The following is a 21,454-nucleotide window of genomic DNA, read 5'->3' as shown; positions in this document are numbered from 1 at the left end:
TTCACTCTTCTGCGGATTCCTCTGCTGCTGATTCCGCTTCCGCCGTCGCCTCCTCCTCGGCACTCCCCGAGTCCGTGTCCTCCCTCGCGCCCTACGGCTGGGACGAGGACTGGGCCGCAGCCTTCGCCCCGTACGCGGCCCAAGGCCTGCTCCCCGGACGCGTCGTCCGCGTCGACCGAGGCAGCTGCGACCTCGTCGTCACCGAGGAAGGCGTCATCCGCGCCGACACCACCTACGTCACCCCGCACGACCCCCTGAAGGTCATCTGCACCGGCGACTGGGCGGCCGTCGACGCGCCCGGCACCAGCGACCCCCGCTACGTGCGGGCCTACCTGCCGCGCCGGACCTCGTTCGTGCGCTCCACCTCGTCCAAGCGGTCCGAGGGACAGATCCTCGCGGCCAACGTCGACCACGCCGTGATCGCCGTGTCCCTGGCCGCCGAGCTCGACCTCGGCCGCATCGAGCGGTTCCTCGCGCTCGGCTGGGAGTCCGGCGCCCAGCCCGTCGTCGTCCTCACCAAGGCCGACCTCGTGCCCGACGCCACCGCCCTGTCGTACCTCGTCGAGGACGTGGAGACGATCGCCCCCGGCGTGCAGGTGCTGCCCGTCAGCGCCGCCGACGGCGACGGCGTCGACGTCCTCGCCGCGGTCGTCTCCGGCGGTACGTCGGTGCTCCTCGGGCAGTCCGGCGCGGGCAAGTCGACCCTCGCCAACGCGCTCGCCGGGGCCGACGTCATGGACGTCCAGGCGATCCGCGACGTCGACGGCAAGGGGCGGCACACCACCACCACCCGCAACCTCCTCGTCCTGCCCGGCGGCGGAGTCCTCATCGACACGCCGGGGCTGCGCGGCGTCGGCCTCTACGACGCGGGGACCGGCGTCGGCCAGGTCTTCGCCGAGATCGAGGAGCTCGCCGAGGGGTGCCGCTTCCAGGACTGCGCGCACGTGGCGGAGCCCGGCTGCGCCGTGCTCGCCGCCCTTGAGGACGGCACGCTCCCTGAGCGGCGGCTGGACAGCTACCGGAAGTTGATCCGGGAGAACCAGCGCATCGTCGCCAAGACCGATGCTCGGGTTCGGGCCGACATGCGCCGTGAGTGGAAGCGGCGGGGGGCGGAGGGGAAGGCCGCCATGGAGGCCAAGCGGGGGCGCTTGCGCTGAGCGTCGGCGGACGCGGATGCGGATGCGGATGCGGGTGCGGTCGGGGCGCGGTGTTCTCTACCTGCGGGCCGGTGGGGGCTGGTCGCGCAGTTCCCCGCGCCCCTGACGGGGCCCGGTCGTGTCGTCCCCCGCGCCCCTCACGGGGCCCGGTCGGCCGTCCGCCCCGTCGCCCGCCGGGGGCAGCGGTCGGTGAGTGTGGTGTCCGATTTCCGCTAGCAGCCGCGGCTCGTCCGGCACACACTGGAGGGCGTGAGCGATCAGGACACCAGGTACGAGGCCGTCCGCAGCCGCGACGCCCGTTTCGACGGCGAGTTCTTCTTCGCCGTCGAGACGACCGGCATCTACTGCCGGCCGAGCTGCCCGGCGGTCACGCCCAAGCGCAAGAACGTCCGCTACTACCCGACGGCCGCCGCCGCGCAGAGCAACGGCTTCCGAGCCTGCCGCCGCTGCCGCCCCGACGCCGTGCCCGGCTCCGCCGAGTGGAACGTCCGCGCGGACGTGGTCGGCCGGGCCATGCGGATGATCGGGGACGGCGTCGTCGACCGGGAGGGCGTCGGCGGCCTCGCCCTCCGCCTCGGCTACAGCGCCCGCCAGGTCCAGCGCCAGCTCACCGCCGAGCTCGGCGCGGGCCCGGTCGCGCTCGCCCGCGCCCAGCGCGCGCACACCGCCCGCGTGCTGCTCCAGACCACCGAACTGCCGGTCACGGAGATCGCGTTCGCCGCCGGGTTCGCGAGCGTACGGCAGTTCAACGACACCATCCGGGCCGTGTACGAGCTGACGCCCACCGGCCTGCGCGCCGCCGCGCCCAAGCGGGGCGGCGGCCGCGGCACCCCGTCCGCCGGGATCCCGCTGCGCCTCGCCCACCGCGGCCCCTACCAGGCCGCCGCCGTCTTCGACCTGCTCGCCCACGAGGCGCTGCCCGGCGTGGAGGACGTCAGCGGGGTGCGCGGCGCCCGGACGTACCGGCGCACGCTCCGGCTGCCGTACGCCTCCGGGATCGTCGCCGTCGAGGAGCGCGACGCGCGCAAGGGCTCCGACGCCCACCGCTGCGGCTGGCTCGAGGCCCGCCTCCACCTCACCGACCTGCGCGACCTGACCACCGCCGTGCAGCGCCTGCGCGGGCTCTTCGACCTGGACGCCGACCCGTTCGCCGTCGACGAGCGCCTGTCCGCCGACCCCCGCCTCGCCCCCCTCGTCCTGGCCCGCCCCGGCCTGCGCTCGCCGGGCGCGGCCGACCCGGAGGAGTTCGCGGTGCGCGCGGTCGTCAGCAGGGAACAGGCCCGGCGGCTCGTCGTCGAGCACGGCACGCCCCTGCCGTCGCCGTGCGGCACGCTCACCCACGTCTTCCCCGCGCCGGACGCCCTCGCCGAACGGCTCCCGCTCGCGGCCGCACTCGCCGACGGCACGGTGTGCCTGGACGCGGGCGCCGACCGCGACGACGCCGAGCGGCAGCTGCGCGCGGTGCCGGGTGTCGACGAGGTGGCGGCCGCGGCCATCAGGACACGGGCCCTCGGCGACCCGGACGTGGCCCCGCCGGGCGAGCCGGTGCCCGACGCGTGGCGGCCCTGGAGGTCGTACGCGGTGCGTCATCTGCGTACGGGACTGGAGAGCGCGGCCGTCGAGGGAGCTGAAGGAGCTGAAGGAGCTGAGGGAGCCCGGCTGCTCAGCGCGTAGCGTCCGCACGATGAGAGGGGGCCTTCACGCCGTGCCGGAGCCGTCTGGATCGCCGGACCCGCCGGAGTCCGAGCCGCCCGCCGAGGCGCCCCCGTCGGAGCCCCCGCCGTACGGTCTCGCCGCACACCTGGCCGTTGCCCAGGTCGGCCTTCACGTGGATTTTCACGCAGAAGCTGCCGTTCGCGCCGAAGCGGGAGCTGTTCGGCACGGTGCCCCGCCGACGTTCGACACCCCGTGCGAGGCGCCGGTCGTGCCGGACTGGCCCCGGCCGCCCGGGCACGGCCCGTCAGCTCGCGGGCAGCCCCCATCTCGGCGCGTCCGCACCCGGTTTCACCGGTCTGATCCGCAGGTCGGGGCGGTCGCCCCGGGCGGTGATCAGTGCCGAGCCGCCCTTGCCGAGCGTGATGCGCAGCGCCCCGCCGCCCGCGTCCTCGTGGGGCAGCGGCCGCCCCCGCGCGTCCCGCACCTCGACCGGACCCGCGATGCCGTGCCGCACGACGCACGGCGCGCCCGCCTCGCTGACCAGGCGCACCCACCGTGTCGCGCCCCGCTCGCGGACCGCGCTGAGCAGGAACGCCCCCTGGGTGCGGAAGTCGTGGACCACCAGGTCCGGCCACGCGGCGGGCAGCGCGGGGAAGACGCGGATGACGTCGCCCCAGGACTGGCACACCATGTCGTGCAGTGACTGCGCGGCCGACAGCGGGGTCTCGATGACCGGCCCCGACTCCTTGTACATGGTGTTCGCCTGGATGAAGCGGCTCATCAGCCGACCCAGGTACTTGAGCGCGTCCTCGCCCTTGCCGAGCAGCGCCGAGATCGACGCGGCGCCCGTGAACGTGTAGCCCTGCAGGGCGCCTTCGAAGCCCACCCAGTGCGCGAGGGACTTCTCGATCAGGGCCCTCTCGGCGGCCGTGCGGCCCGTCACCTCGTACAGCGGATAGACCGCGAGGAGGTGGGAGTAGTGGCGGTGCGACTTCGCGAAGGGGATGTCGGCGCCGATCATGTAGCCGTTCGCGTCGGTGGGGTACGCGACGAGCCTCGCCAGGACCTCGCGCCAGCGCGGCGCCAACGCGTCGTCCACGCCGAGGAGTTCGGCCGTCTCCAGGAGCGTGCGGCAGCCCCAGGTGAGGAGCATCAGGTCGTAGGTGCAGTCCCGGCTGTTGCCGCCGTACTCGGGCGAGAAGGTCGCCGGGAGGTGCAACTTGCCGTCCGGGCCCGGCTGGAGGAAGTGCAGGTAGTAGTTCACGGCGCCGCGAAGGAGCGGGAAGAGGACGTCGCGCAGGATCGCGGTGTCCATGGTGTGGCGGTAGCTCAGCCAGACGTTGTGCAGCGCCCAGGTGAGGTTCCCGACCTCGGGGGTCGGCGGGTCCTGGCCCGGGATGCCCACGCCGTAGCCCCCGCCCGTGACCGAGGCGCCGTTGACCAGACGGGTGTCGGTGGTGCGTGGCACGCCGAGCGAGTCCGCGCGGTAGGGCGCCGCGACCTCCTTGGCGAGGTTGTCCCGGAACTCGCTCAACGCCCGTGTGACGGCGTCGAGTTCGAGGTGGTTGGCGCCGTGGATCAGCCAGTACTCCAGCTGTACGTTCAGGTTCCACCAGGTGTTGGGCCACGGCGTCGGCTCCAGCCAGGGGCCGCAGGTCGCCATCACGGGGGCGTCGCGACGGGCTGCTGCCGCCGTCTTGTAGAGCTGGATCCAGTAGAAGCGCTGCAGGCGCGCGTCCGGCAGCGACAGGAAGCTCTTGCGGTAGTACGCGTCCCACCAGGCGCGGTGCGGCGCGGCGAACGTGTCGTACGGCGGCCGGGCGGCGGCCCGCACCGCGCGCACCGCCCGGTCGCGGGCCGTGGCCTGCGGGTGCGAGTGCGCGACATGGACGTACAACGTCCGCGCGTCGCCCCGCCGTCGCTCCCGCCAGGCGGTGACGTGCTGGCCGCCCGCGAGCAGCGGCTGCACGGCCGCCGACACCCCGTCGTGGCTCTCCATCCGCGCGGGCGGATTGCCCTCATAGCCGGTCGGCACCGGCTTGAACGCGGCCCGCGGGCTGATCGCCTCCGCCGGGTGGAACACCCAGCGGAAGCCGCGCTCGCCCGCGCTCGCCGTCACCTCCACGGCGAGCACCGCACGCGAGCTGTGCACGTGCGCGCGCAGGCGGAGCGTGCCCCGGTCGGTGGTGAGCGTGCCCGTCAGCTCGGCGACGCGCAGCCGCAGCCGCCAGTCGAGTCCGGTGATCCTGCCGACGGGCTCCAGCGTGAAGTGGCCGATCGGCAGCCGGGCGAGCCCGAAGAGCGAGCCGAACTCAGGGCGGTGGTCCTGCACCTCGGAGTGCTGCACGTTGAACCGGACGGCCGCCGTCTCGCGGCCCGGCTCCGCGTAGATCCCGGAGCCGAGGAAGCCGTTGCCCAGGAACGGGCCCTCGTACCAGGTCCTCGGCATCCGCTGCCAGACCATGTCCGCGTCGTCGAGGACGGCGCGCCAGGGGTCGGCGGCGGGCCGTACGGCCCGCGGTGCCTCTGTCGCGGGCGCGGCCTGTGCGGGGAGGCCGCCGACGAGCATCGCCCCGCCGATCGCGGGTCCGGTGGCGAGCAGGGCTCTTCTGGAGGGTCTTGGCATCAGGCCTCCTGGCCGAGTCATCGGAGGTATCTGCCGGTGAAAGCTAGAGATGACGTACGGGTACGTCAATGAGTAGGGAGAGATCGGATGTAAAGAGCCGTCGGATGTAAAGAGCCGTCGGATGTAAAGAGCCGTCGGATGTAAAGAGCCGTCGGGCGGAAGGAGCCGTCGGGCGTAAAGAGCCGTCGGGCGGAAAGATCCGCAGTGAAACCGGCCCTCAGCCGCCCCACACCTCCGCCCCCGCCCACGCCCCCACGATCAGCAGGCACGCGAAAAGCTCCACGAACACGCTCCATCCCCCGGCCCGCAGCGCCGTGCGCACCGCCGTCACGGCCTCCCCGCGCCCGCCGAGACGTATCCGCTCCGCCAGGTACATCCCGCCGACGAACCCCGGCAGCGCGCCGAGCACCGGCAGCACGCAGAAGCCGAGCAGGGCGCCCCCGCCCGCGTACGCGGCCATCCGATGGGTCGCCCCCGACTCCCGCAGCCGGCGCGGCGGCAACTGCCAGCGCACGGCCTGGGACAGCAGGAGCACCAGCGTCGCGCCGACCAGGACGCCCCAGGCGAGGCCGTCCGGGTCCTGCAGCGCCCACCACGCGGTCCCGGCCCATACGAGCCAGGACCCCGGCACGCCGGGCACAAGCACTCCGCACAGGCCGAGCAGCATCACCACGCCGACCAGCAGGAGTTCCCACGCTCCCATCTGCCCAGAGTGCAGGAGCGGGTACGAAACCGCAGGTCGGGGTCAGTCCCGGGGGCTCGCGTCGAGGGCTGATCCGGGGGCCGTCCCGGTGACCTCGGGGGCCCTCGGGGCCGGGAGCGCGGCGATGGGCCCGGCGGCCGCCTCGCGGGCCACCCAGCCGCGCTCGTACGCGTGCCAGCCGAGCTGGAGCCGGGTCGTCACGCCGGTCAGCTCCATCAGGCGCTTGACCCGGCGCTGCACGGTCCGCAGGCCCAGGTCGAGCTGTTTGGCGACGCTGGCGTCGGTCATCCCGGCGAGGAGCAGCGAGAGGACCTCCAGATCCGTGCCGTCCGGCCCTTCGGCGCCCGCCTCGCGCACCGCGTCGTCCTCGCCGAGGCGCAGCGGGAGCGCCGTCCGCCACACCGCCTCGAACAGGCCCGTCAGGGACTCCAGGAGGCCGCTGGCGTGCACCACGAGCGCGGCGGGCTCCGCCGTCCGCGACGTCAGCGGCACCATCGCGAGGGTGCCGTCGGCGACCACCAGCTTCGTCGGCACGCGGTCGGCGACCCGGATCCGCTCCTCGCGCCGCATCGCCGCCGCGACCTCCATGAGCCCCGTGGGCGCGGCGAGGACCTCGCGCTCGATGACCACGCGGTAGCGCACACCCCGGTTCGCGGCCTGCTCCTCCGCGTCGTTCTCCACGCCCGTGACCGCCACCGGCCTGCCCGTCACCAGCGCGCACACCTCGCGGCTCGCGCCGAGCTGGAGCTGGAGGAAGCGCTGGGAGACGGCGGCCGCGCCGGTCACCACCTCGACCAGGTCGTGGACGGTGGGCTCGGCGGCCCGCGCGCGGTACTCCTCGGCGAGCAGCGTCGCCGCCAGCTCGGCCTTCTCCAGCTCGTGCCGGTGCTGGGTGAGCAGCGCGCCGAGGGCGACGCCGGGCGGCGCCGCCACCCAGCGGCCCGCCCGGCCCGAGGCCTGCGCGGCCAGGCCGTGCCGCTCCAGGCGGCGCAGCGCCCGCTCGGTCTCCGGCTCGCCCAGCGTGAGCCGGCGCGCCAGGTCGGGCACGTCGGCGGCGCCCACCGACACCAGCGCGCGGTACGCCGCCTCGTGCGTCTCGTCCAGACCTATCGCAGCCAGCATGCGGCGACGTCCCTCCCCGATGCGTTCCGGGCAGGCCGGGCCTCCCGATCGTCCTGGCGCGTTCGGTTCGTCGTGGCGGAAAGCGGCCACGGCGTAAACCCGCCGCGAACATCATCCCCGCAGCCCCCACCGGTCTGCCAAGGTGTCCCCCTGCGTCGGGCGGTCCTCCCGTGGGGGTGGGACCGCCCGACGCTCCGCGCGCCACTCCGGCCCGCCCTCGCCCGTACCGGTCGGAATTTCTCGATGCACCGTTTTCGTACGCCCTGTGCGGTGGACAATAGGGGCATGAGCCAGCAGGGGGAGAGGCACACCGGTCACGGGGCCCGTTCCGGCCAGGAGGACGACTGGTGGGGCCAGTTGTACGACGAGTCGAAGGACGACACGGGTCCGGCCAAGGCAGCCGACACTCTGGACGACCGCTTCGCCTCGGTGTCGGACACGGTGGCCGAGGGCCTTGACGGCGGGGACGGCGGGGACGGCGGGGACGGCGGGGACGCCGGAGAGGCCAGGGGCGTCGGGGAGTCCAGGGATGTCGGGGATTCCCAGGACGCCGGAGATCCCAGGGGCGCCGGAGACGGGGACGGGAGTGCCGAGGGTTCTGCGCGCGGGACCGTCCCCGACCAACGCCAGGCCCTCCCCGACTGGTTGACCACGCCGGGCCCTCGGCCACCGCGGAGCCGGACGCCCGAACCACCACAGCCGCCACAGCCGCCACAGCCGCCCCGGCCGACGGCCCCCGCACCACCCCGCCCCGCCGCCCCGGAGCCGCCCCGGCCCCCGTCGCCGGAGCCCTCCCACCCCCCGGCGACGGAGTCCCCCCGGCCCGCCCCTCCAGCCCCGCCGGAAGCCCCCGCACCCTCCGCACCTTCACTCGCCGCACCCTCCGCACCCTCCGCGCCCGCCGCACCTCCCGTACCTCCCGTACCTCCGCCCTCCGAGCCCCCTCTCGACCGCCCGCACAGTCCGCACCGCCCCCCGCACCCTCCCGCCTACCGCGCCCCCGCCCCCTGGGCGGCCACCGTCGCCGGCCCAGGGCCCGCCACGTTCCCCTCGGGGCGGCAGATCGAGCCGGTGGGGGCCTCCACGGACGAGGGGCGGGCGTCGAGCGAGGGGAGTTCGACGAGCCGGACCGGAGCGGGCGACGAGGCGGCGCGGGAGGACAGCGAGGTGCCGGTCGGGGCGCCCTCGTACGTGGGGGACGGGCCGCCCACGTACGAGGCGGAGCCGACGGGCCTGCCCGTGGCCGACCCGGACGCCCTGGACGAACTGGTCGCGGACACCGTGCTCGACGGCGCCCGCTACGGATCGAGCACCCTGCGGGCCGCGTCCGTGCGCGGCGACTCGGCCCGGTTCCGGGGCGAGCCGCGCCGGGACGCGCTGCTCACCGCCCGCTTCGGCACCGGCGAGGACGCCCTCGTCCTGGTCGCCATGGCCACCGGCGCCCGCGCGACGCCGGGCGCGCACCGGGCCGCCGCCGACGCCTGCGCCTGGATCGGCCGCGCGGTGGGCCGCAGCCACAGCCGCCTCGCCCAGGACATCCGCGCCGCACGGCGCGGCGACCTCAAGTCGGGCCTGCACCGCCTCACCGACCGCAGCCTCGGCAAGCTCCGCGCCCGCGCCGCCGAACTCGGCCTGGAACCGGACGAGTACACGGCGACGCTGCGCTGCCTGCTGCTGCCCGCCGACCCCGAGTGCCGCACCCGGGTGTTCTTCGGTGTCGGCGGGGGCGGACTGTTCCGGCTGCGCGGCGGCGAGTGGCAGGACATAGAGCCCCGCACGGCGGACACCGCGGGCGAGCCCGTCGTCGGCTTCGGCTCACCGCCCGCCGAGACGCCCGACGGCGACCGGCTCACCATGGACCTGGGCATCACCACACCCCCGAGCCCGTACGAGCCCGCGCCCGCCCCGCCCCGCGACCCGTTCCGCTTCCGGGCCTCCGTCGCCCGCCCGGGTGACACGCTGCTGTTGTGCAGCGGCGGCCTCGCCGAGCCGCTGCGCGGCGAGCCGGAGCTGGCCCGCCACCTCACCCGTCGCTGGGCCGAGGGCGGCCCGCCGGGACTCGCCGCGTTCCTCGCCGACACCCAGGTGCGGGTGAAGGGATACGCGGATGATCGCACCGCTGCCGCCGTTTGGGAGGCGTGAGCGCTCTCGCTGTGAATTCATGGACCCAACGAGAGCGAAGGGGTGCATGAAGAGATGGCCAAGCAGAACGTCGCCGAACAGTTCGTCGACATCCTCGTACGCGCCGGAGTCAAACGCCTCTACGGCGTCGTCGGGGACAGCCTGAACCCCGTCGTCGACGCGATCCGCCGCACCAAGGCGATCGACTGGATCCAGGTGCGGCACGAGGAGACCGCCGCGTTCGCGGCCGGCGCGGAGGCCCAGATCACCGGCTCCCTCGCCGCCTGCGCGGGCTCCTGCGGCCCCGGCAACCTGCACCTCATCAACGGCCTCTACGACGCGCACCGCTCCATGGCCCCGGTCCTGGCCCTCGCCTCCCACATCCCGTCCTCCGAGATCGGCCTCGGCTACTTCCAGGAGACCCACCCGGACCAGCTGTTCCGCGAGTGCAGTCACTACAGCGAACTGATCTCCAGCCCGAAGCAGATGCCGCGCCTGCTCCAGACCGCCATCCAGCACGCCGTCGGCCAGTCGGGCGTCAGCGTGGTGTCGCTGCCCGGCGACATCGCCTCCGAGCCCGCCCCGGACAAGGCCGCCGAGACCGCCCTCGTGACCGCACGCCCGTCCGTGCGGCCCGGCGACACCGAGATCGACAAGCTCGCCGCGATGATCGACGAGGCGGACCGGGTCACGCTGTTCTGCGGCAGCGGCACGGCGGGCGCGCACGCCGAGGTGATGGCGTTCGCCGAGAAGATCAAGTCCCCGGTGGGACACGCGCTGCGCGGCAAGGAGTGGATCCAGTACGACAACCCGTACGACGTCGGCATGAGCGGACTGCTCGGCTACGGCGCCGCGTACGAGGCCACCCACGAGTGCGACCTCCTGATCCTGCTCGGGACGGACTTCCCGTACAACGCCTTCCTGCCGGACGACGTCAAGATCGCCCAGGTCGACGTGCGGCCCGAGCGCCTCGGCCGCCGCTCCAGGCTCGACCTCGCCGTCTGGGGCGACGTCCGCGAGACGCTGCGCTGTCTCACCCCGCGCGTCTCGCCGAAGTCGAACCGCACGTTCCTCGACAAGATGCTGAAGAAGCACGCGGACGCGCTCGAAGGCGTGGTGAAGGCGTACACCCGCAAGGTCGAGAAGCACATCCCGATCCACCCCGAGTACGTCGCCTCCGTCCTCGACGACCTCGCCGCCGACGACGCCGTCTTCACCGTCGACACCGGCATGTGCAACGTCTGGGCGGCCCGCTACATCTCTCCCAACGGCAAGCGCCGCATCATCGGCTCCTTCAGCCACGGCTCCATGGCCAACGCCCTTCCGCAGGCGATCGGCGCCCAGTTCACCGACCGCAAGCGGCAGGTGATCTCCATGTCGGGCGACGGCGGGTTCTCCATGCTGATGGGCGACTTCCTCACCCTCGTCCAGTACGACCTGCCGGTGAAGGTCGTCCTCTTCAACAACTCCTCCCTCGGCATGGTGGAGTTGGAGATGCTGGTCGCCGGGCTGCCCTCGTACGGCACGAGCAATCACAATCCCGACTTCGCCGCCGTCGCGCGGGCCGCCGGAGCCTACGGCGTCCGCGTGGAGAAGCCCAAACAGCTCGCGGGCGCCCTCAAGGACGCCTTCTCGCACAAGGGCCCCGCCCTCGTCGACATCGTCACCGACCCCAACGCCCTCTCCATCCCCCCGAAGATCAGCTCGGAGATGGTGACCGGCTTCGCCCTCTCCGCCAGCAAGATCGTCCTCGACGGCGGGGTGGGCCGCATGCTCCAACTGGCCCGCTCCAACCTGCGCAACGTGCCGCGGCCCTGACCCGCGAGGGACGCCCCGCGCGGGCTACGCCGGGCGTAGGCGCAGAGTCAGGATCTGGAAGGGGCGCAGCGCGAGGGAGAGGCCGGAGCCGGAGGTGTCGGCCGGGTGGAGGGGACGCTCCAGGAGGTCCGTGACGTCGGCGCGGGTGACGGGGAACGAGGTGGTGAGCAGGGCACGGGCCCGCCCGCCCCGGGACTCGTACAGCCGCACCACCACATCCCCGCTGCGGTCCTCGGCGAGCTTGACCGACTCGACGGTCACCCCGGGGTGGTCGACCCGCACCAGGGGCGCCACGGCGGGCGCTTCGGCGACACGCAGGGGCAGGTTCAGGGCGAGCCCCTCGGCGACGGCGTCTCCGGTCTCCGCCCCGGGCAGCAACGCGTAGCCGAAGTGATGGGTCCCGAGATCGGTCTCGGGGTCGGGGCTGTGCGGTGCCCGCAGGAGAGTGAGCCGGACGGTCGTCCCGAGCCCCTCGGGGTGCGCGACCCGGGTCACGTCGTGCCCGTAAGTGGAGTCGTTGAGCACCGCGACCCCGTACCCCTCCTCGGCCACCCGCAGCCACCGATGCGCACAGATCTCGAAACGCGCCGCGTCCCAGGAGGTGTTGGCGTGCGTGGGCCGCTGCACGTGCCCGAACTGGATCTCGGCGGCGGCCCTTTCGGCCTGCACGTCGAGCGGAAAGGCGGCCTTGAGCACCTTCTCCGACTCGCGCCACTCGACTTCGGTGACGACGTCGAGGCGGCGGCTGCCCGCGCCGAGCCGCAGCTCCTGCGTGATCCGTGACCCGGCGCCGAAGACGCGCACGACCCGCACGGACGCGCGCAGCGGCCCGTCCTCGACCAGCTCCACCGACTCGGCCGCCGTGAGGTCGGTGTGCCGGTGGCGGTAGTGCTTGTCGAGGTCCCACGCGTCGTAGTGGGTGGGGTGATCGGGGTGCAGCTGGAGGAGGTTGCCGCGGCTGCCGGGCGCGAGGACCTCCCGGTCGGCGGCCCGGTCGAGGACGGAGGCGAGGAGCCCGTCGGAGTCGATGGTGACCCGCAGGTGTTCGTTGGAGAGCACGATCTCCTGCCCGGTGCGGGTCGCCGAGGTGACGGCTCCCGCGTCCCGCTCCCGCCCGGCCGCCTGAGCGAGCCCGCGCGCGCCGAACCCGCCCACGTTCACGTGGACGAGGCGCCCCTCGTGCTCGACGACCTCACTGCGTTCGTACGGCGAGGAGTTGAGCACCGAGGCCTCGCCGCCGCCGAGGTGGCGCACCGCCTCGGCGGTGAGCGAGTCCAGCTCGGCGAGGACGCGCGCGTAGGTGTCGCGGGCCTCGCGGTGCACCCAGGCGATGGAGGAGCCGGGCAGGATGTCGTGGAACTGGTGCAGCAGGACCGTCTTCCAGATGCGGTCCAGGTCATCGTACGGATAGGCGTACCCGGCGTCCTTCACGGCGGCCGCCGTACACCACAGCTCGGCCTCGCGCAGCGCGTGTTCGCTGCGCCGGTTGCCGCGCTTGGTGGCCGCCTGCGAGGTGTACGTCGCCCGGTGCAGCTCCAGGTACAGCTCCCCCGACCACACCGGCGCGCGCTCGCCGTACTCCTCCTCGGCCGCCGCGAAGAACGCCGAGGGGCGCTCGATCTCGACGCGCGGCGAGCCCTCGAGGGAGCGCAGCCGGCGCGCCCGCTCCAGCATCTCGCGGGTCGGGCCGCCGCCGCCGTCGCCCCAGCCGAACGGCACCAGGGAGCGGGTCGCCCGGCCCTTGTCGGCGAAGTTCCGCTCCGCGTGGGCGAGTTCGGTGCCGTGCAGCTGGGAGTTGTACGTGTCGACCGGCGGGAAGTGCGTGAAGACCCGCGTCCCGTCGATGCCCTCCCACCAGAAGGTGTGGTGCGGCATCTTGTTGGACTGGTTCCAGCTCAGCTTCTGCGTGAGGAACCACCGTACGCCCGCGAGTTTCGCCAACTGCGGGAAGGCGGCGGTGTATCCGAAGGAGTCGGGCAGCCAGATCTCCTCCGTGTCGACCCCGAACTCCTCCTGGAAGAACCGCTTCCCGTGCACGATCTGCCGCGCCAGCGCCTCACCGCCCGGCATGTTGGCGTCCGACTCCACCCACATGGAGCCCACCGGCGCCCAATTGCCGTCCATGACAGCCTTCTTGATGCGCTCCCAGATGTGCGGCTGATGCTCTTTCACCCATGCGTACTGCTGCGCCTGCGAGCAGGCGAACACCAGCTCCGGATAGTCACGCGCGAGCGCCGTCACATTGGCGAACGTACGGGACGCCTTGCGTACCGTCTCGCGCAGCGGCCACAGCCACGCCGAGTCGATATGCGCGTGCCCGGCAGCCGATACGCGGTGGGCGCTGGCGGCGGCGGGCCGCGAAAGCACGTCGGCGAGGGCGTCCCGGCCCGCGGCCGCGGTCCCCGCCACGTCGTGCAGATCGAGCGCGTCGAGCATGTCCTCGAGGGCCCGCAGGATCTCGTGCCGCCGCGGTCTGCCCGCGTCCAGCTCCCGCATCAGCTCGTCGAGCACCTCGATGTCCAGGATCAGCTGCCAGACGTCCTCGTCCAGTACGGCGAGGTCGGCAGCCGCGAATCGGTAGATGGGCCGATCGCCGGCCGTCAGGATGTCGCCGAGCGGGGTCGGTACGAAGTCGTGCAGCACGGTCGGGTTGGCCGCGGCTTCAAGCAGCAGGCGCACCGGCTCGCCGCCGCGCGCCCTTGTGGCCACCGGCACATGACGGTTGCGCGGGTGAATGCCCTTCAGGGGCACCCCCGAGGCGTCGTACACCAGGCCCTCCGCCTGGAAGCCGGGCCCCTCCCCGGTGAACCCGGGGTCGATCACCGCCTCCACCCGCCGCCCCTCCCACTCCCGCGGCACCTCGCCCTCCAACCGGAACCAGCTCGTCGACCAGGGCTTTCCCCAGTTGGAACCGGCCTCGAACGGCTCATACGTCTCCGCGAGCGCCTCGCCCACGGGCACCGGCTCGCCCGGCGCGTGCCACACGGACAGGGCGAGGGGCACCCGTGCCGCGTACTGGGCGGGCCTGATGAACTGCCGCAGCGCGCGTTCGAGGCGCTCCTCCACCAGCGGTCGGTCGTCGTGCACAGCGGCTCCTTCGGGCGGTCGCTCACGGGGGCGATCGGGGGACGATCGGGCGTACTCGGCTTCCCTTCCCCCCAACCCATCGGCGCATCCGCCTCTTTGATTGACGAATGGACATGAGTGCGGCTTGGCGGGACGGGAATGCATCCCGTGAGCGTGTTCGAGTCTAAGACCGGTCGGGGGGCTTGGTCATCGTGGTCATCGGGTGGGCGGGGTCGTGATGAGACACCTAAGAGGAGCAGCTTCCGCCGGGGCCGTCGGCTCCGGCGGGCCGGCCGGCTCCCTCGACTCCTTCGGCGTGGAGACGTCCGCCGCGCAGCGGACGGACGCGGCGACCGGGGGTGCGTCCGGGGGGACGGGCGGGGGTTCGCCAGGAGGTGGCCGGACGCAGTTGCGGCGGCGCCTCGGGCGCGCGGACCTGCGGGCGGTGTCCGAGGTGCGGGGCGCGCTGCGTGAGCTGCTGCGGCACTGGGGGCGGCCCGGGCGGGCCGAGACGGCGGAGTTGCTGGCCAGTGAGCTGGTCACCAACGCGCTCGTGCACACCGACCGGGACGCGGTCCTGACCGCCTCGGTGGGGCCGGGGCGGCTGCGGGTCGAGGTCCGGGACTTCGTGGGCTGTCGGCCCCGGCCCCGGGCGCCCGGGAACGAGGAGGACACCCACGGGCGTGGGCTCCTCCTCGTCCAGTCCCTCGCCGACGCGTGGGGCGTGCGGGCGCACGGGGTGGGCAAGGTGGTGTGGTTCGAACTGGACGCGGGCCAGGGCTGACCCCGCGGGGGCACCGGCCGGGGGTCAGCCGAACTGCTGCTCCAGATCCTTCAGCTTCTGCTCCAGCGAGTCGAGCCGAGGCAACGTCTGGGTGTCGTCCTCGGCGGTGAGGTCGACGGTGACGGGCGCGGACGGCTCATTCGGAACGGCCTGAAGGGAGGGCCGGGGCCGTACGGGAAGTTCGTCCTGGGGCGGCGGGGAGGGCGTCGGCGCCGCTATGGCAGGGTCCGCGCCGACCGCGGACCCGCCGGAGGAGCCGACCTGGACGTCCACCTGCCGGGACCCGCGCCCGTGGTACCCACGATGCCCCCGGCTGATGGCCTTGAGCTGCGCCCGCTCCAGCTTCTCCTGGTCCCGCCGCCGGGTGCGCGCCTGCTCCTTCTCGCGCCGGTCCTCGCGGACCTCCTCGACGGCCTCGTCGAGGGTGCGTACGCCTTCGAGGAGCATCAGCGACCACGCGCCGAAGGTCTCCCGGGGCGCCCGCAGCCACCGCACGATGCGGATCTGCGGCAGTGGCCGCGGCACGAGACCCTGCTCGCGCAGGGCGGCCCGGCGGGTCTGCTTGAGGGCCCGGTCGAAGAGGACGGCCGCCGACAGCGACATCCCGGCGAAGAACTGCGGGGCACCCGCGTGCCCGATGCCGCGCGGCGCGTGCACCCAGTTGAACCAGGCGGCGGCCCCCGCGAACGTCCACACCAGGAGCCGCGAGCCGAGCGCGGCGTCACCGTGGCTGGCCTCGCGCACCGCGAGGACGGAGCAGAACATGGCGGCGCCGTCGAGGCCGAAGGGGACCAGGTACTCCCAGCCGCCGGAGAGGTTCAGGTTCTGTCGGCCGAAGCCGACGAGGCCGTGGAAGGAGAGGGCGGCGGCGACCGCCGCGCAGCAGAAGAGGAGGACGTAGGAGGCGGTGCCGTAGACGGCTTCCTTGCGCCTGCGGCGCTCCTCGTTGCGCTCCCACGAGTCGTCGCTGGTGGCCGCCTTCGCCTGGGCCTTCCTGCCCCGCGCGAGTACCGCCACCGCGACTGCCATGCCCAGGAACAGGATCCCGCCGGGCAGCAGCCAGTCCAGCGATATGTCGGTCAGTCTCATCTGGCGTCCCTTGCGTCGCGTAGGGCGAGTTCGGGCGCCATAGTGGCCCACCCCGCACGGCGCCCAAGGCGGTTTTGCGGCAAGAGGACGCCAAGGGGGTGGTGAAGGCCGTATCGAGCGCCGCATACGTCGAACGCATGCGGGAGACGCTGGAGCGGGGTTCGATTAAACGCGCACGAAGGGGTGGTTCGCCGGGGGGCGTCAGCTCGCGGCGTCGGCCGTCAGCCGCGCCACGCGGTCCGCGTCGCACATGCGGGGGCAGGTGACGCAGGTGTCGGCGGGCCGCAGCGTGTAGAACATGCAGCAGCTCGCGCGGTCCCGGGTGGGCAGCTTCTCGCCGTTCGGCCCGGTGAGTTCGCGGAACGCGGCCGTGCCCACGTACGGCTTCGTGGCGCCGGGGAGCAGCTGCTCCAGCTCGGTCGTGGCGCGCTGCTCCTCGCCGAGGAGGTGGGCCACGTACCAGAGGCCCTCGACGATCTCGTCCGTGGCGACGGCCCACAGCGCCCGCCCCCGGCGCCGCATGCGCGGGCCGAACCCGTCCAGCAGCGGCCCCATGTGCTCCGCGACCGCCGCCCGCAGCTCGGCGCGCAGCGCCTCCTCGTCCGCCACGACGCGGGCGCCGGGCAGCGCGGCCGCCGGGTCGTCCGGCAGGCAGGCGAAGCCGCCGGGCCGCACGGCGATCCGGCCGAGGGCGCGCTGGAAGAAGACGTTCTCCACGGGATAGCTCGGCACCCGGCGCTGGAGGAACCACGGCACCGTGAACAGCAGGGTGGCGGGCCAGGCGTACCGGTGCAGACCGAAGCTGGCGACGACGTCCGGGCGGGCCTGCTGGCCGTAGTCCTTGAGGACCTGCGCGTCGTCCCAGGCGAGGAACTCCTCGAACGCGGCCCCGGCCTCCGCGAGCCCGGCCGCGCCCACCCAGCCGCCGCCCCGGGGCGGCTGTTCGTCCTCGGCCAGCTCCTGGACGCGCAGCCCGGGGAACACCTCGGTGAGGCGGGCGTAGGCGGCGGTGACGGGGCTCTGAGCGCGCTCCGTACGTCGAGCGCCGCTTTCCAGGGTGGGAACGGACATGCGCGGGGACCACCGAATCACAATCGATTGCAGGTAAGCCTAACCTTACCCAACATGATCGAGGTTTCAACTGCGGTCGTGTCCGCCTATGGTGCTTCTCGTACGTTTCGGACGGGCGGGGCGCGGAAGTGCGGGAGGCGAGCGTGGAGCGGGCGGGAGCGCGGACGGCGGATGCGGCCGCCATGCGCGCCGCCGGGCGCGTGCCCGAGCAGGCGGAGCAGCCCGGGGCGCGGCAGGCGGACGCGGCGGCACGGGGCGAGCACACGCACGGCGGTCCCGACGGGGCTGGCGGCGCCCTCGACGCCTCGGGCGACGACGTCCCGGGCATATCGGCCCTTTCCGGCGCCCCGAAGGCCCTGAGCGCCCCGAACGCCTCGGACACCCCGAACATCCCCGAGGCTCCCGGCGTCCCTGACACCCCTGGCGTCCCTGACAGCTCTGGCGTCCCGGGCGCGCCCGGCATCCCGGGCCCGCCGCCCGTGGGCCCCGCCCGCCGCGTCGGCGTACCGCCCCCGCGCAAGCCCATGCAGCGCGCCTCCGTGCGCGGCCAGGTGCTCGACGCCCTGCGCGCCGCGCTGGTCGGCGGCGAGCTGGCGCCGGGCGAGGTGTACTCCGCCCCGGCCCTCGGCGAGCGCTTCGGGGTCTCGGCCACGCCCGTGCGCGAGGCGATGCAGCAGCTCGCCCTCGAAGGCGCGGTGGAGGTGGTCCCCAACCGCGGCTTCCGGGTCATCCGGCGCGGGGCGCGCGAGCTGGGGGAGCTGGCGGAGGTGCGGGCGCTGATCGAGGTGCCGGTGATGCTGCGGCTCGCCCGCAGCGTGCCCGCGGAGGCGTGGGCGCGGCTGCGCCCCCTGGCGGAGGCGACCGTGGCCGCCGCGGCCTGCGCCGACCTCGCCCGCTACGCCGAGGCGGACCGGGCCTTCCACGGCGCCCTGCTCGGCCTCTCCGGCAACCAGCAGCTCGTCCAGGTCGCCGACGACCTGCACCGCCGCTCCCAGTGGCCGCTGGTGACGGGCCCCGTATCGGGCCGCCGCGCCGACCTCGTGGCCGACGCCGCCGAACACATGGCCCTCCTGGACGCCCTCGTCGCCCGCGACCTCGCGGTGGTGCAGTCCCTGGTGCGCGAACACTTCACGGGCGGCGACGCCTGACCTGGCGGCGGCAGCTGCCGGAGCGGTGGCATCGGAGCGGGGCGCGGCACCTGGCCCGGGCCTGGCGCCTGACCGGGCTCAGCACCTGGCCGGGGCCTGGCGCCTGACCCGGCGGCAGGCCCGGCCGTCTCAGGCAGCCGGTGCCGGCGGCGTCAGCTGGGCCGCCAGCCACGACGGCACCCCGCCGAGCAGCCGGAACAGCCGGGTCGCCTCGGCGCGCAGCCGGGACGCCTCCGGTTCGGGCTCCGCGTCCGCGAGGGCGGCGAGCGCCGGGGCCGTGCCGACGAGGAAGCCGAGCTCCTCGCGGATCCGCAGGGACTCCGCGAAGCCGTGCCGGGCGTCGGCCAACTCGCCCTCGCGCAGGGCGAGTCCGGCGAGATGGCGCCAGGTGAAGGAGAGCAGGAGCGGGTCGTCGTGGGCGGTGGCCCCGGCGTGGGCGCGGCGGTAGGCGGCGCGGGCGGCCTGCGGGGAGTCCGCGATGTGCTCGGCGATCAGGCCGCGGCGGAAGTCCAGGAGGGGGCGTCCGGAGGAGCCGGGGGCGAGCAGCGCGGCGGCCCGGCCGAGCGCGGTGCGGGCCTCGTCGGCCCGGTCCCGTACGCCCAGCACCGTGGCGGCGTAGGCGAGTTGGCCGCGCTCGCAGGCCGCGGCGCCGCGGGCGTTGTCATCGTCGGCGACGGCCTCCGCCGTCCGCAGGCTGTCCTCGGCCTCGTCCCATCCCTCGCCGGTGAACAGGCAGCGCTCGATGAGGAGCGAGGTTCTCTGGACGGCGACGTCCGCGCCCTCACGGGTGGCGAGCAGCGCCGCCGCGTCGGTCCAGCAGCCGCGCGAGCGCAGCCGCCATACCGCGGTCTGGAGTGGATCGTTCGAAGCGTTCGTTCCGGTACCAGACATGGCGGTATGCGCCACGTTGCCCTCCCCTAGCGCGCCATCGAGCTGTTGAGTCGTGGGCGAATCTCAGCACGGATCGGCGCGCTCGGCCAAGGGGATGGGTGAAAGATTTCACAAACGAGGGGGAACGAGAGCCGAGGGGCGGGCGGACACCGCGGGGCGGGGGAGACGCCCGCGGCCCCTGAGACACCCCTGAGATCAGGCCCGCGGGCCTCAACTCATGCGCAGGGCCAGGAAGAAGTCCAGCTTGTCCTCAAGTCGGGAAAGGTCACGGCCCGTCAACTGCTCGATACGCCCGACCCGGTAGCGCAGCGTGTTGACGTGCAGGTGCAGCCGGGTCGCGCAGCGCGTCCAGGAGCCGTCGCAGTCGAGGAACGCCTCCAGGGTCGGGATGAGCTCGGCGCGGTGCCTGCGGTCGTACTCGCGCAGCGGGTCGAGCAGCCGCGCGGTGAACGCGCGGCGCACGTCGTCGGGCACGAACGGCAGCAGCAGCACGTGCGAAGCCAGCTCCTGGTGGCCCGCCGCGCACACCCGCCCCGGCCGCGCCGCGGCGACCCTGCGGGCGTGCCTGGCCTCCTCGAGGGCGCCCCGCAGCCCCTCCGCCGAGTGCACGGACGCGCTGACGCCGATCGTGAGCCGCCCGTCGTCCGCGAGGCCCGCCGAGAGCGGCTCCCGCACGGCCGCGAGCAGCGTGTCCGCGAGCAGCCCCGGCTCGGCGCCGTCCACCTCGGCGGACAGCGCGGGCAGCGGCACGAGCGCGATGGCCTCGTCGCCGGTGTGGGCCACCGCGATCCGGTCGGACGGGTCGGGCCCGGCCGCCGCCGGGTCGACCAGGATCTCCTCCAGGAGCGACTGGGCCACCGGGCCGCCCTCGATCGCCGCGCCGTCGGCGCCGTCCGCGGGGTCCCACTCCACCCGCGCCACCACGACCTGCCAGTGCGGCGCCGCCCCGAGGCCGGGGAGCAGCACGGGCGCCGCGACCCGCAGCCGGGCCGCGATCTCGGCGGGCGCCGCCCCCGTCTGGACCAGTTCGAGGACCTCCTGGGCCAGGCGGCGGCGCACCGTGCGCGCCGCGTCCCTGCGGTCCCGCTCCACCGCGATCAGCTGGGTGACGCCCTGGAGCAGATCGAGCCGTTCCTCGGGCCAGTCGCCCGCGTCCGCCTCGACGGCGAGCAGCCAGTCGGAGAGGACCGTCTCGCGCACGTCCCGCGACGCGCTCACCGCGCCCCGGCCACTGGACCGAATGGGGAACAGCGAGTACGTGACTCCCGGCCCGCCACCCGACCGCCGCCCCTCATCGAGGCGCTCCGCGCCGCCCCCTTCGATCGTCACCCGGTGCGGCCCCCTGCGCCCCGTCCTCGCGGCGGCAAGCTGCTCCCCGGCGAGCCGCGCGCACACGGCCGCGGGCAGGGCAGGTCCCGCCGTGCCCGCCCCGGCGATGGGCCGTCCGGCGGGGGAGAGGACCCAGGCCCGCAGGTCCAGGTCGGTGCCGAGCAGGTCGAGGACCACGTCGGGGCCGCCGCCCGCGGGGCCCGAGGTCATCAGGCGGCGGTGGCGGTCCACCACGGCCGCCAGGTCCCCGGCGCGCTCGCCGGACACCTGGCGTACGACGTGCTCGGTGATCGTCGCGAACGCCACCGACTCGTTGACCGCGAACAGCGGCAGGCGGTGGCGGGCGCACGCCTCCACCAGGTCGTCGGGGACGGAGCCAAGCTCCGCCTCGCCCGCGGCCAGCGCGGCGACCCCGGCGGCTGCGAGAATACGGACAAAAGGCTCGGTGTCCGAAGCGTCCCTGCGCCAGGCGAGACCGGTGAGCACCAGTTCGCCGCCCGCGAGATAGCGGCTGGGGTCGCGCAGGTCCGTGGTCATCACGCCACGCACGGTGCGGTCCAGCTCGTCCTCGCCGCCGAGCAGCCTGAGGCCCAGCGCGTCGGTGTCAAGGAGTGCGCGCAGCCGCATGGTGTCGTCGCCGCCGATCTGTCTCGATTTCATGTCCGGCCGGAGTCCGGGCGAACCCGGGCCCGCGGGGTCCCGAAGGCGCCGCGGTTTCTGGAGGGAATCCGCGAGGTTACCGGGGACCGTTCTTCATATGAATCTACAAGACTCGCGCCTTGGCCAGCCAACTCCTTCATGGTTTCGGTGACTGACCCCATCGGAGCACCGGGCGGTGTACTTGCCCCACTCCGCGTTAACAGCACATGAACG

At 74.1% G+C, this 21,454-nt stretch carries 14 protein-coding genes; 6 read left to right on the top strand and 8 right to left on the bottom strand.

Annotation, left to right across the window (positions count from 1 at the left end; all coding sequences use genetic code 11):
* Window positions 1–74 precede the first annotated feature (74 nt).
* The gene (gene rsgA, locus QUY26_RS07870; RefSeq protein WP_289944496.1) at window positions 75–1,157 is read left to right on the top strand and encodes a ribosome small subunit-dependent GTPase A; all 1,083 of its coding nucleotides are present in this window, start codon (window positions 75–77) and stop codon (window positions 1,155–1,157) included.
* 249 nt (window positions 1,158–1,406) lie between these two features.
* Entirely contained in the window at window positions 1,407–2,831 is a 1,425-nt protein-coding gene (locus tag QUY26_RS07865; RefSeq protein WP_289944493.1) for a DNA-3-methyladenine glycosylase 2 family protein, read from the top strand.
* Window positions 2,832–3,117: 286 nt separating this feature from the next.
* Here the strand turns inward: QUY26_RS07865 and QUY26_RS07860 are convergent, their stop codons facing one another.
* From QUY26_RS07860 to QUY26_RS07850, 3 genes are all read right to left on the bottom strand, one after another.
* Window positions 3,118–5,439, bottom strand: coding sequence for a glycosyl hydrolase family 95 catalytic domain-containing protein (locus QUY26_RS07860; RefSeq protein WP_289944491.1), 2,322 nt, complete (start codon window positions 5,437–5,439; stop codon window positions 3,118–3,120).
* A 217-nt stretch (window positions 5,440–5,656) separates the two neighbouring features.
* Window positions 5,657–6,142, bottom strand: coding sequence for a DUF456 domain-containing protein (locus QUY26_RS07855; RefSeq protein ID WP_289944488.1), 486 nt, complete (start codon window positions 6,140–6,142; stop codon window positions 5,657–5,659).
* Between the two features lie 42 nt (window positions 6,143–6,184).
* Window positions 6,185–7,264, bottom strand: a complete 1,080-nt coding sequence (locus tag QUY26_RS07850) for a helix-turn-helix transcriptional regulator (protein WP_289944486.1) — start codon at window positions 7,262–7,264, stop codon at window positions 6,185–6,187.
* A 1,071-nt stretch (window positions 7,265–8,335) separates the two neighbouring features.
* Between QUY26_RS07850 and QUY26_RS41140 the strand changes: the two genes are divergently transcribed.
* Window positions 8,336–9,406: a protein phosphatase 2C domain-containing protein gene (locus tag QUY26_RS41140; protein WP_436840290.1), complete on the top strand. Its 1,071-nt coding sequence runs from the start codon at window positions 8,336–8,338 to the stop codon at window positions 9,404–9,406.
* Between the two features lie 54 nt (window positions 9,407–9,460).
* Complete coding sequence (locus QUY26_RS07840; RefSeq protein ID WP_289944482.1) at window positions 9,461–11,203, top strand: pyruvate dehydrogenase; 1,743 nt, start codon at window positions 9,461–9,463, stop codon at window positions 11,201–11,203.
* A 24-nt stretch (window positions 11,204–11,227) separates the two neighbouring features.
* Here QUY26_RS07840 and QUY26_RS07835 read toward each other — a convergent pair whose 3' ends face one another.
* Window positions 11,228–14,290 (bottom strand): alpha-mannosidase, encoded by a 3,063-nt coding sequence (locus QUY26_RS07835; RefSeq protein WP_289944480.1) that lies wholly within the window; start codon window positions 14,288–14,290, stop codon window positions 11,228–11,230.
* A gap of 217 nt (window positions 14,291–14,507) precedes the next feature.
* Here QUY26_RS07835 and QUY26_RS07830 point away from each other — a divergent pair, with 217 nt between their 5' ends.
* On the top strand, window positions 14,508–15,053 hold the full coding sequence (locus QUY26_RS07830; protein WP_436840289.1) for an ATP-binding protein: 546 nt from the start codon (window positions 14,508–14,510) through the stop codon (window positions 15,051–15,053).
* Window positions 15,054–15,077: 24 nt separating this feature from the next.
* Here the strand turns inward: QUY26_RS07830 and QUY26_RS07825 are convergent, their stop codons facing one another.
* Both QUY26_RS07825 and QUY26_RS07820 read right to left on the bottom strand, forming a co-directional pair.
* Window positions 15,078–16,142: a DUF2637 domain-containing protein gene (locus tag QUY26_RS07825; protein WP_289944478.1), complete on the bottom strand. Its 1,065-nt coding sequence runs from the start codon at window positions 16,140–16,142 to the stop codon at window positions 15,078–15,080.
* Between the two features lie 201 nt (window positions 16,143–16,343).
* Window positions 16,344–17,213: a (2Fe-2S)-binding protein gene (locus QUY26_RS07820; RefSeq protein ID WP_289944477.1), complete on the bottom strand. Its 870-nt coding sequence runs from the start codon at window positions 17,211–17,213 to the stop codon at window positions 16,344–16,346.
* A gap of 461 nt (window positions 17,214–17,674) precedes the next feature.
* On the opposite strand from QUY26_RS07820, the gene QUY26_RS07815 reads away from it, so the two are divergent.
* Entirely contained in the window at window positions 17,675–18,361 is a 687-nt protein-coding gene (locus QUY26_RS07815; RefSeq protein ID WP_436840494.1) for a GntR family transcriptional regulator, read from the top strand.
* 129 nt (window positions 18,362–18,490) lie between these two features.
* Here QUY26_RS07815 and QUY26_RS07810 read toward each other — a convergent pair whose 3' ends face one another.
* Complete coding sequence (locus QUY26_RS07810) at window positions 18,491–19,267, bottom strand: hypothetical protein (RefSeq protein ID WP_289944473.1); 777 nt, start codon at window positions 19,265–19,267, stop codon at window positions 18,491–18,493.
* A 195-nt stretch (window positions 19,268–19,462) separates the two neighbouring features.
* The gene (locus tag QUY26_RS07805) at window positions 19,463–21,208 is read right to left on the bottom strand and encodes a PucR family transcriptional regulator (protein ID WP_289955575.1); all 1,746 of its coding nucleotides are present in this window, start codon (window positions 21,206–21,208) and stop codon (window positions 19,463–19,465) included.
* Between the last annotated feature and the right edge of the window lie 246 nt (window positions 21,209–21,454).

Origin of the sequence: Streptomyces flavofungini (genome assembly GCF_030388665.1) — a bacterium.
Classification (GTDB): Bacteria; Actinomycetota; Actinomycetes; order Streptomycetales; family Streptomycetaceae; genus Streptomyces; species Streptomyces flavofungini_A.
The sequence above is the reverse complement of the archived record's forward strand: the minus strand, read 5'-3'. Positions and strand labels throughout refer to the sequence as shown.

Coding starts and splice junctions, on each gene's coding strand:
- QUY26_RS07860 (WP_289944491.1), bottom strand. CDS start 5,439: ATGCCAAGACCCTCCAGAAGAGCCCTGCTCGCCACCGGACCCGCGATC.
- QUY26_RS07855 (WP_289944488.1), bottom strand. CDS start 6,142: ATGGGAGCGTGGGAACTCCTGCTGGTCGGCGTGGTGATGCTGCTCGGC.
- QUY26_RS07850 (WP_289944486.1), bottom strand. CDS start 7,264: ATGCTGGCTGCGATAGGTCTGGACGAGACGCACGAGGCGGCGTACCGC.
- QUY26_RS07840 (WP_289944482.1), top strand. CDS start 9,461: ATGGCCAAGCAGAACGTCGCCGAACAGTTCGTCGACATCCTCGTACGC.
- QUY26_RS07830 (WP_436840289.1), top strand. CDS start 14,508: ATGAGACACCTAAGAGGAGCAGCTTCCGCCGGGGCCGTCGGCTCCGGC.
- QUY26_RS07825 (WP_289944478.1), bottom strand. CDS start 16,142: ATGAGACTGACCGACATATCGCTGGACTGGCTGCTGCCCGGCGGGATC.
- QUY26_RS07820 (WP_289944477.1), bottom strand. CDS start 17,213: ATGTCCGTTCCCACCCTGGAAAGCGGCGCTCGACGTACGGAGCGCGCT.
- QUY26_RS07805 (WP_289955575.1), bottom strand. CDS start 21,208: ATGCGGCTGCGCGCACTCCTTGACACCGACGCGCTGGGCCTCAGGCTG.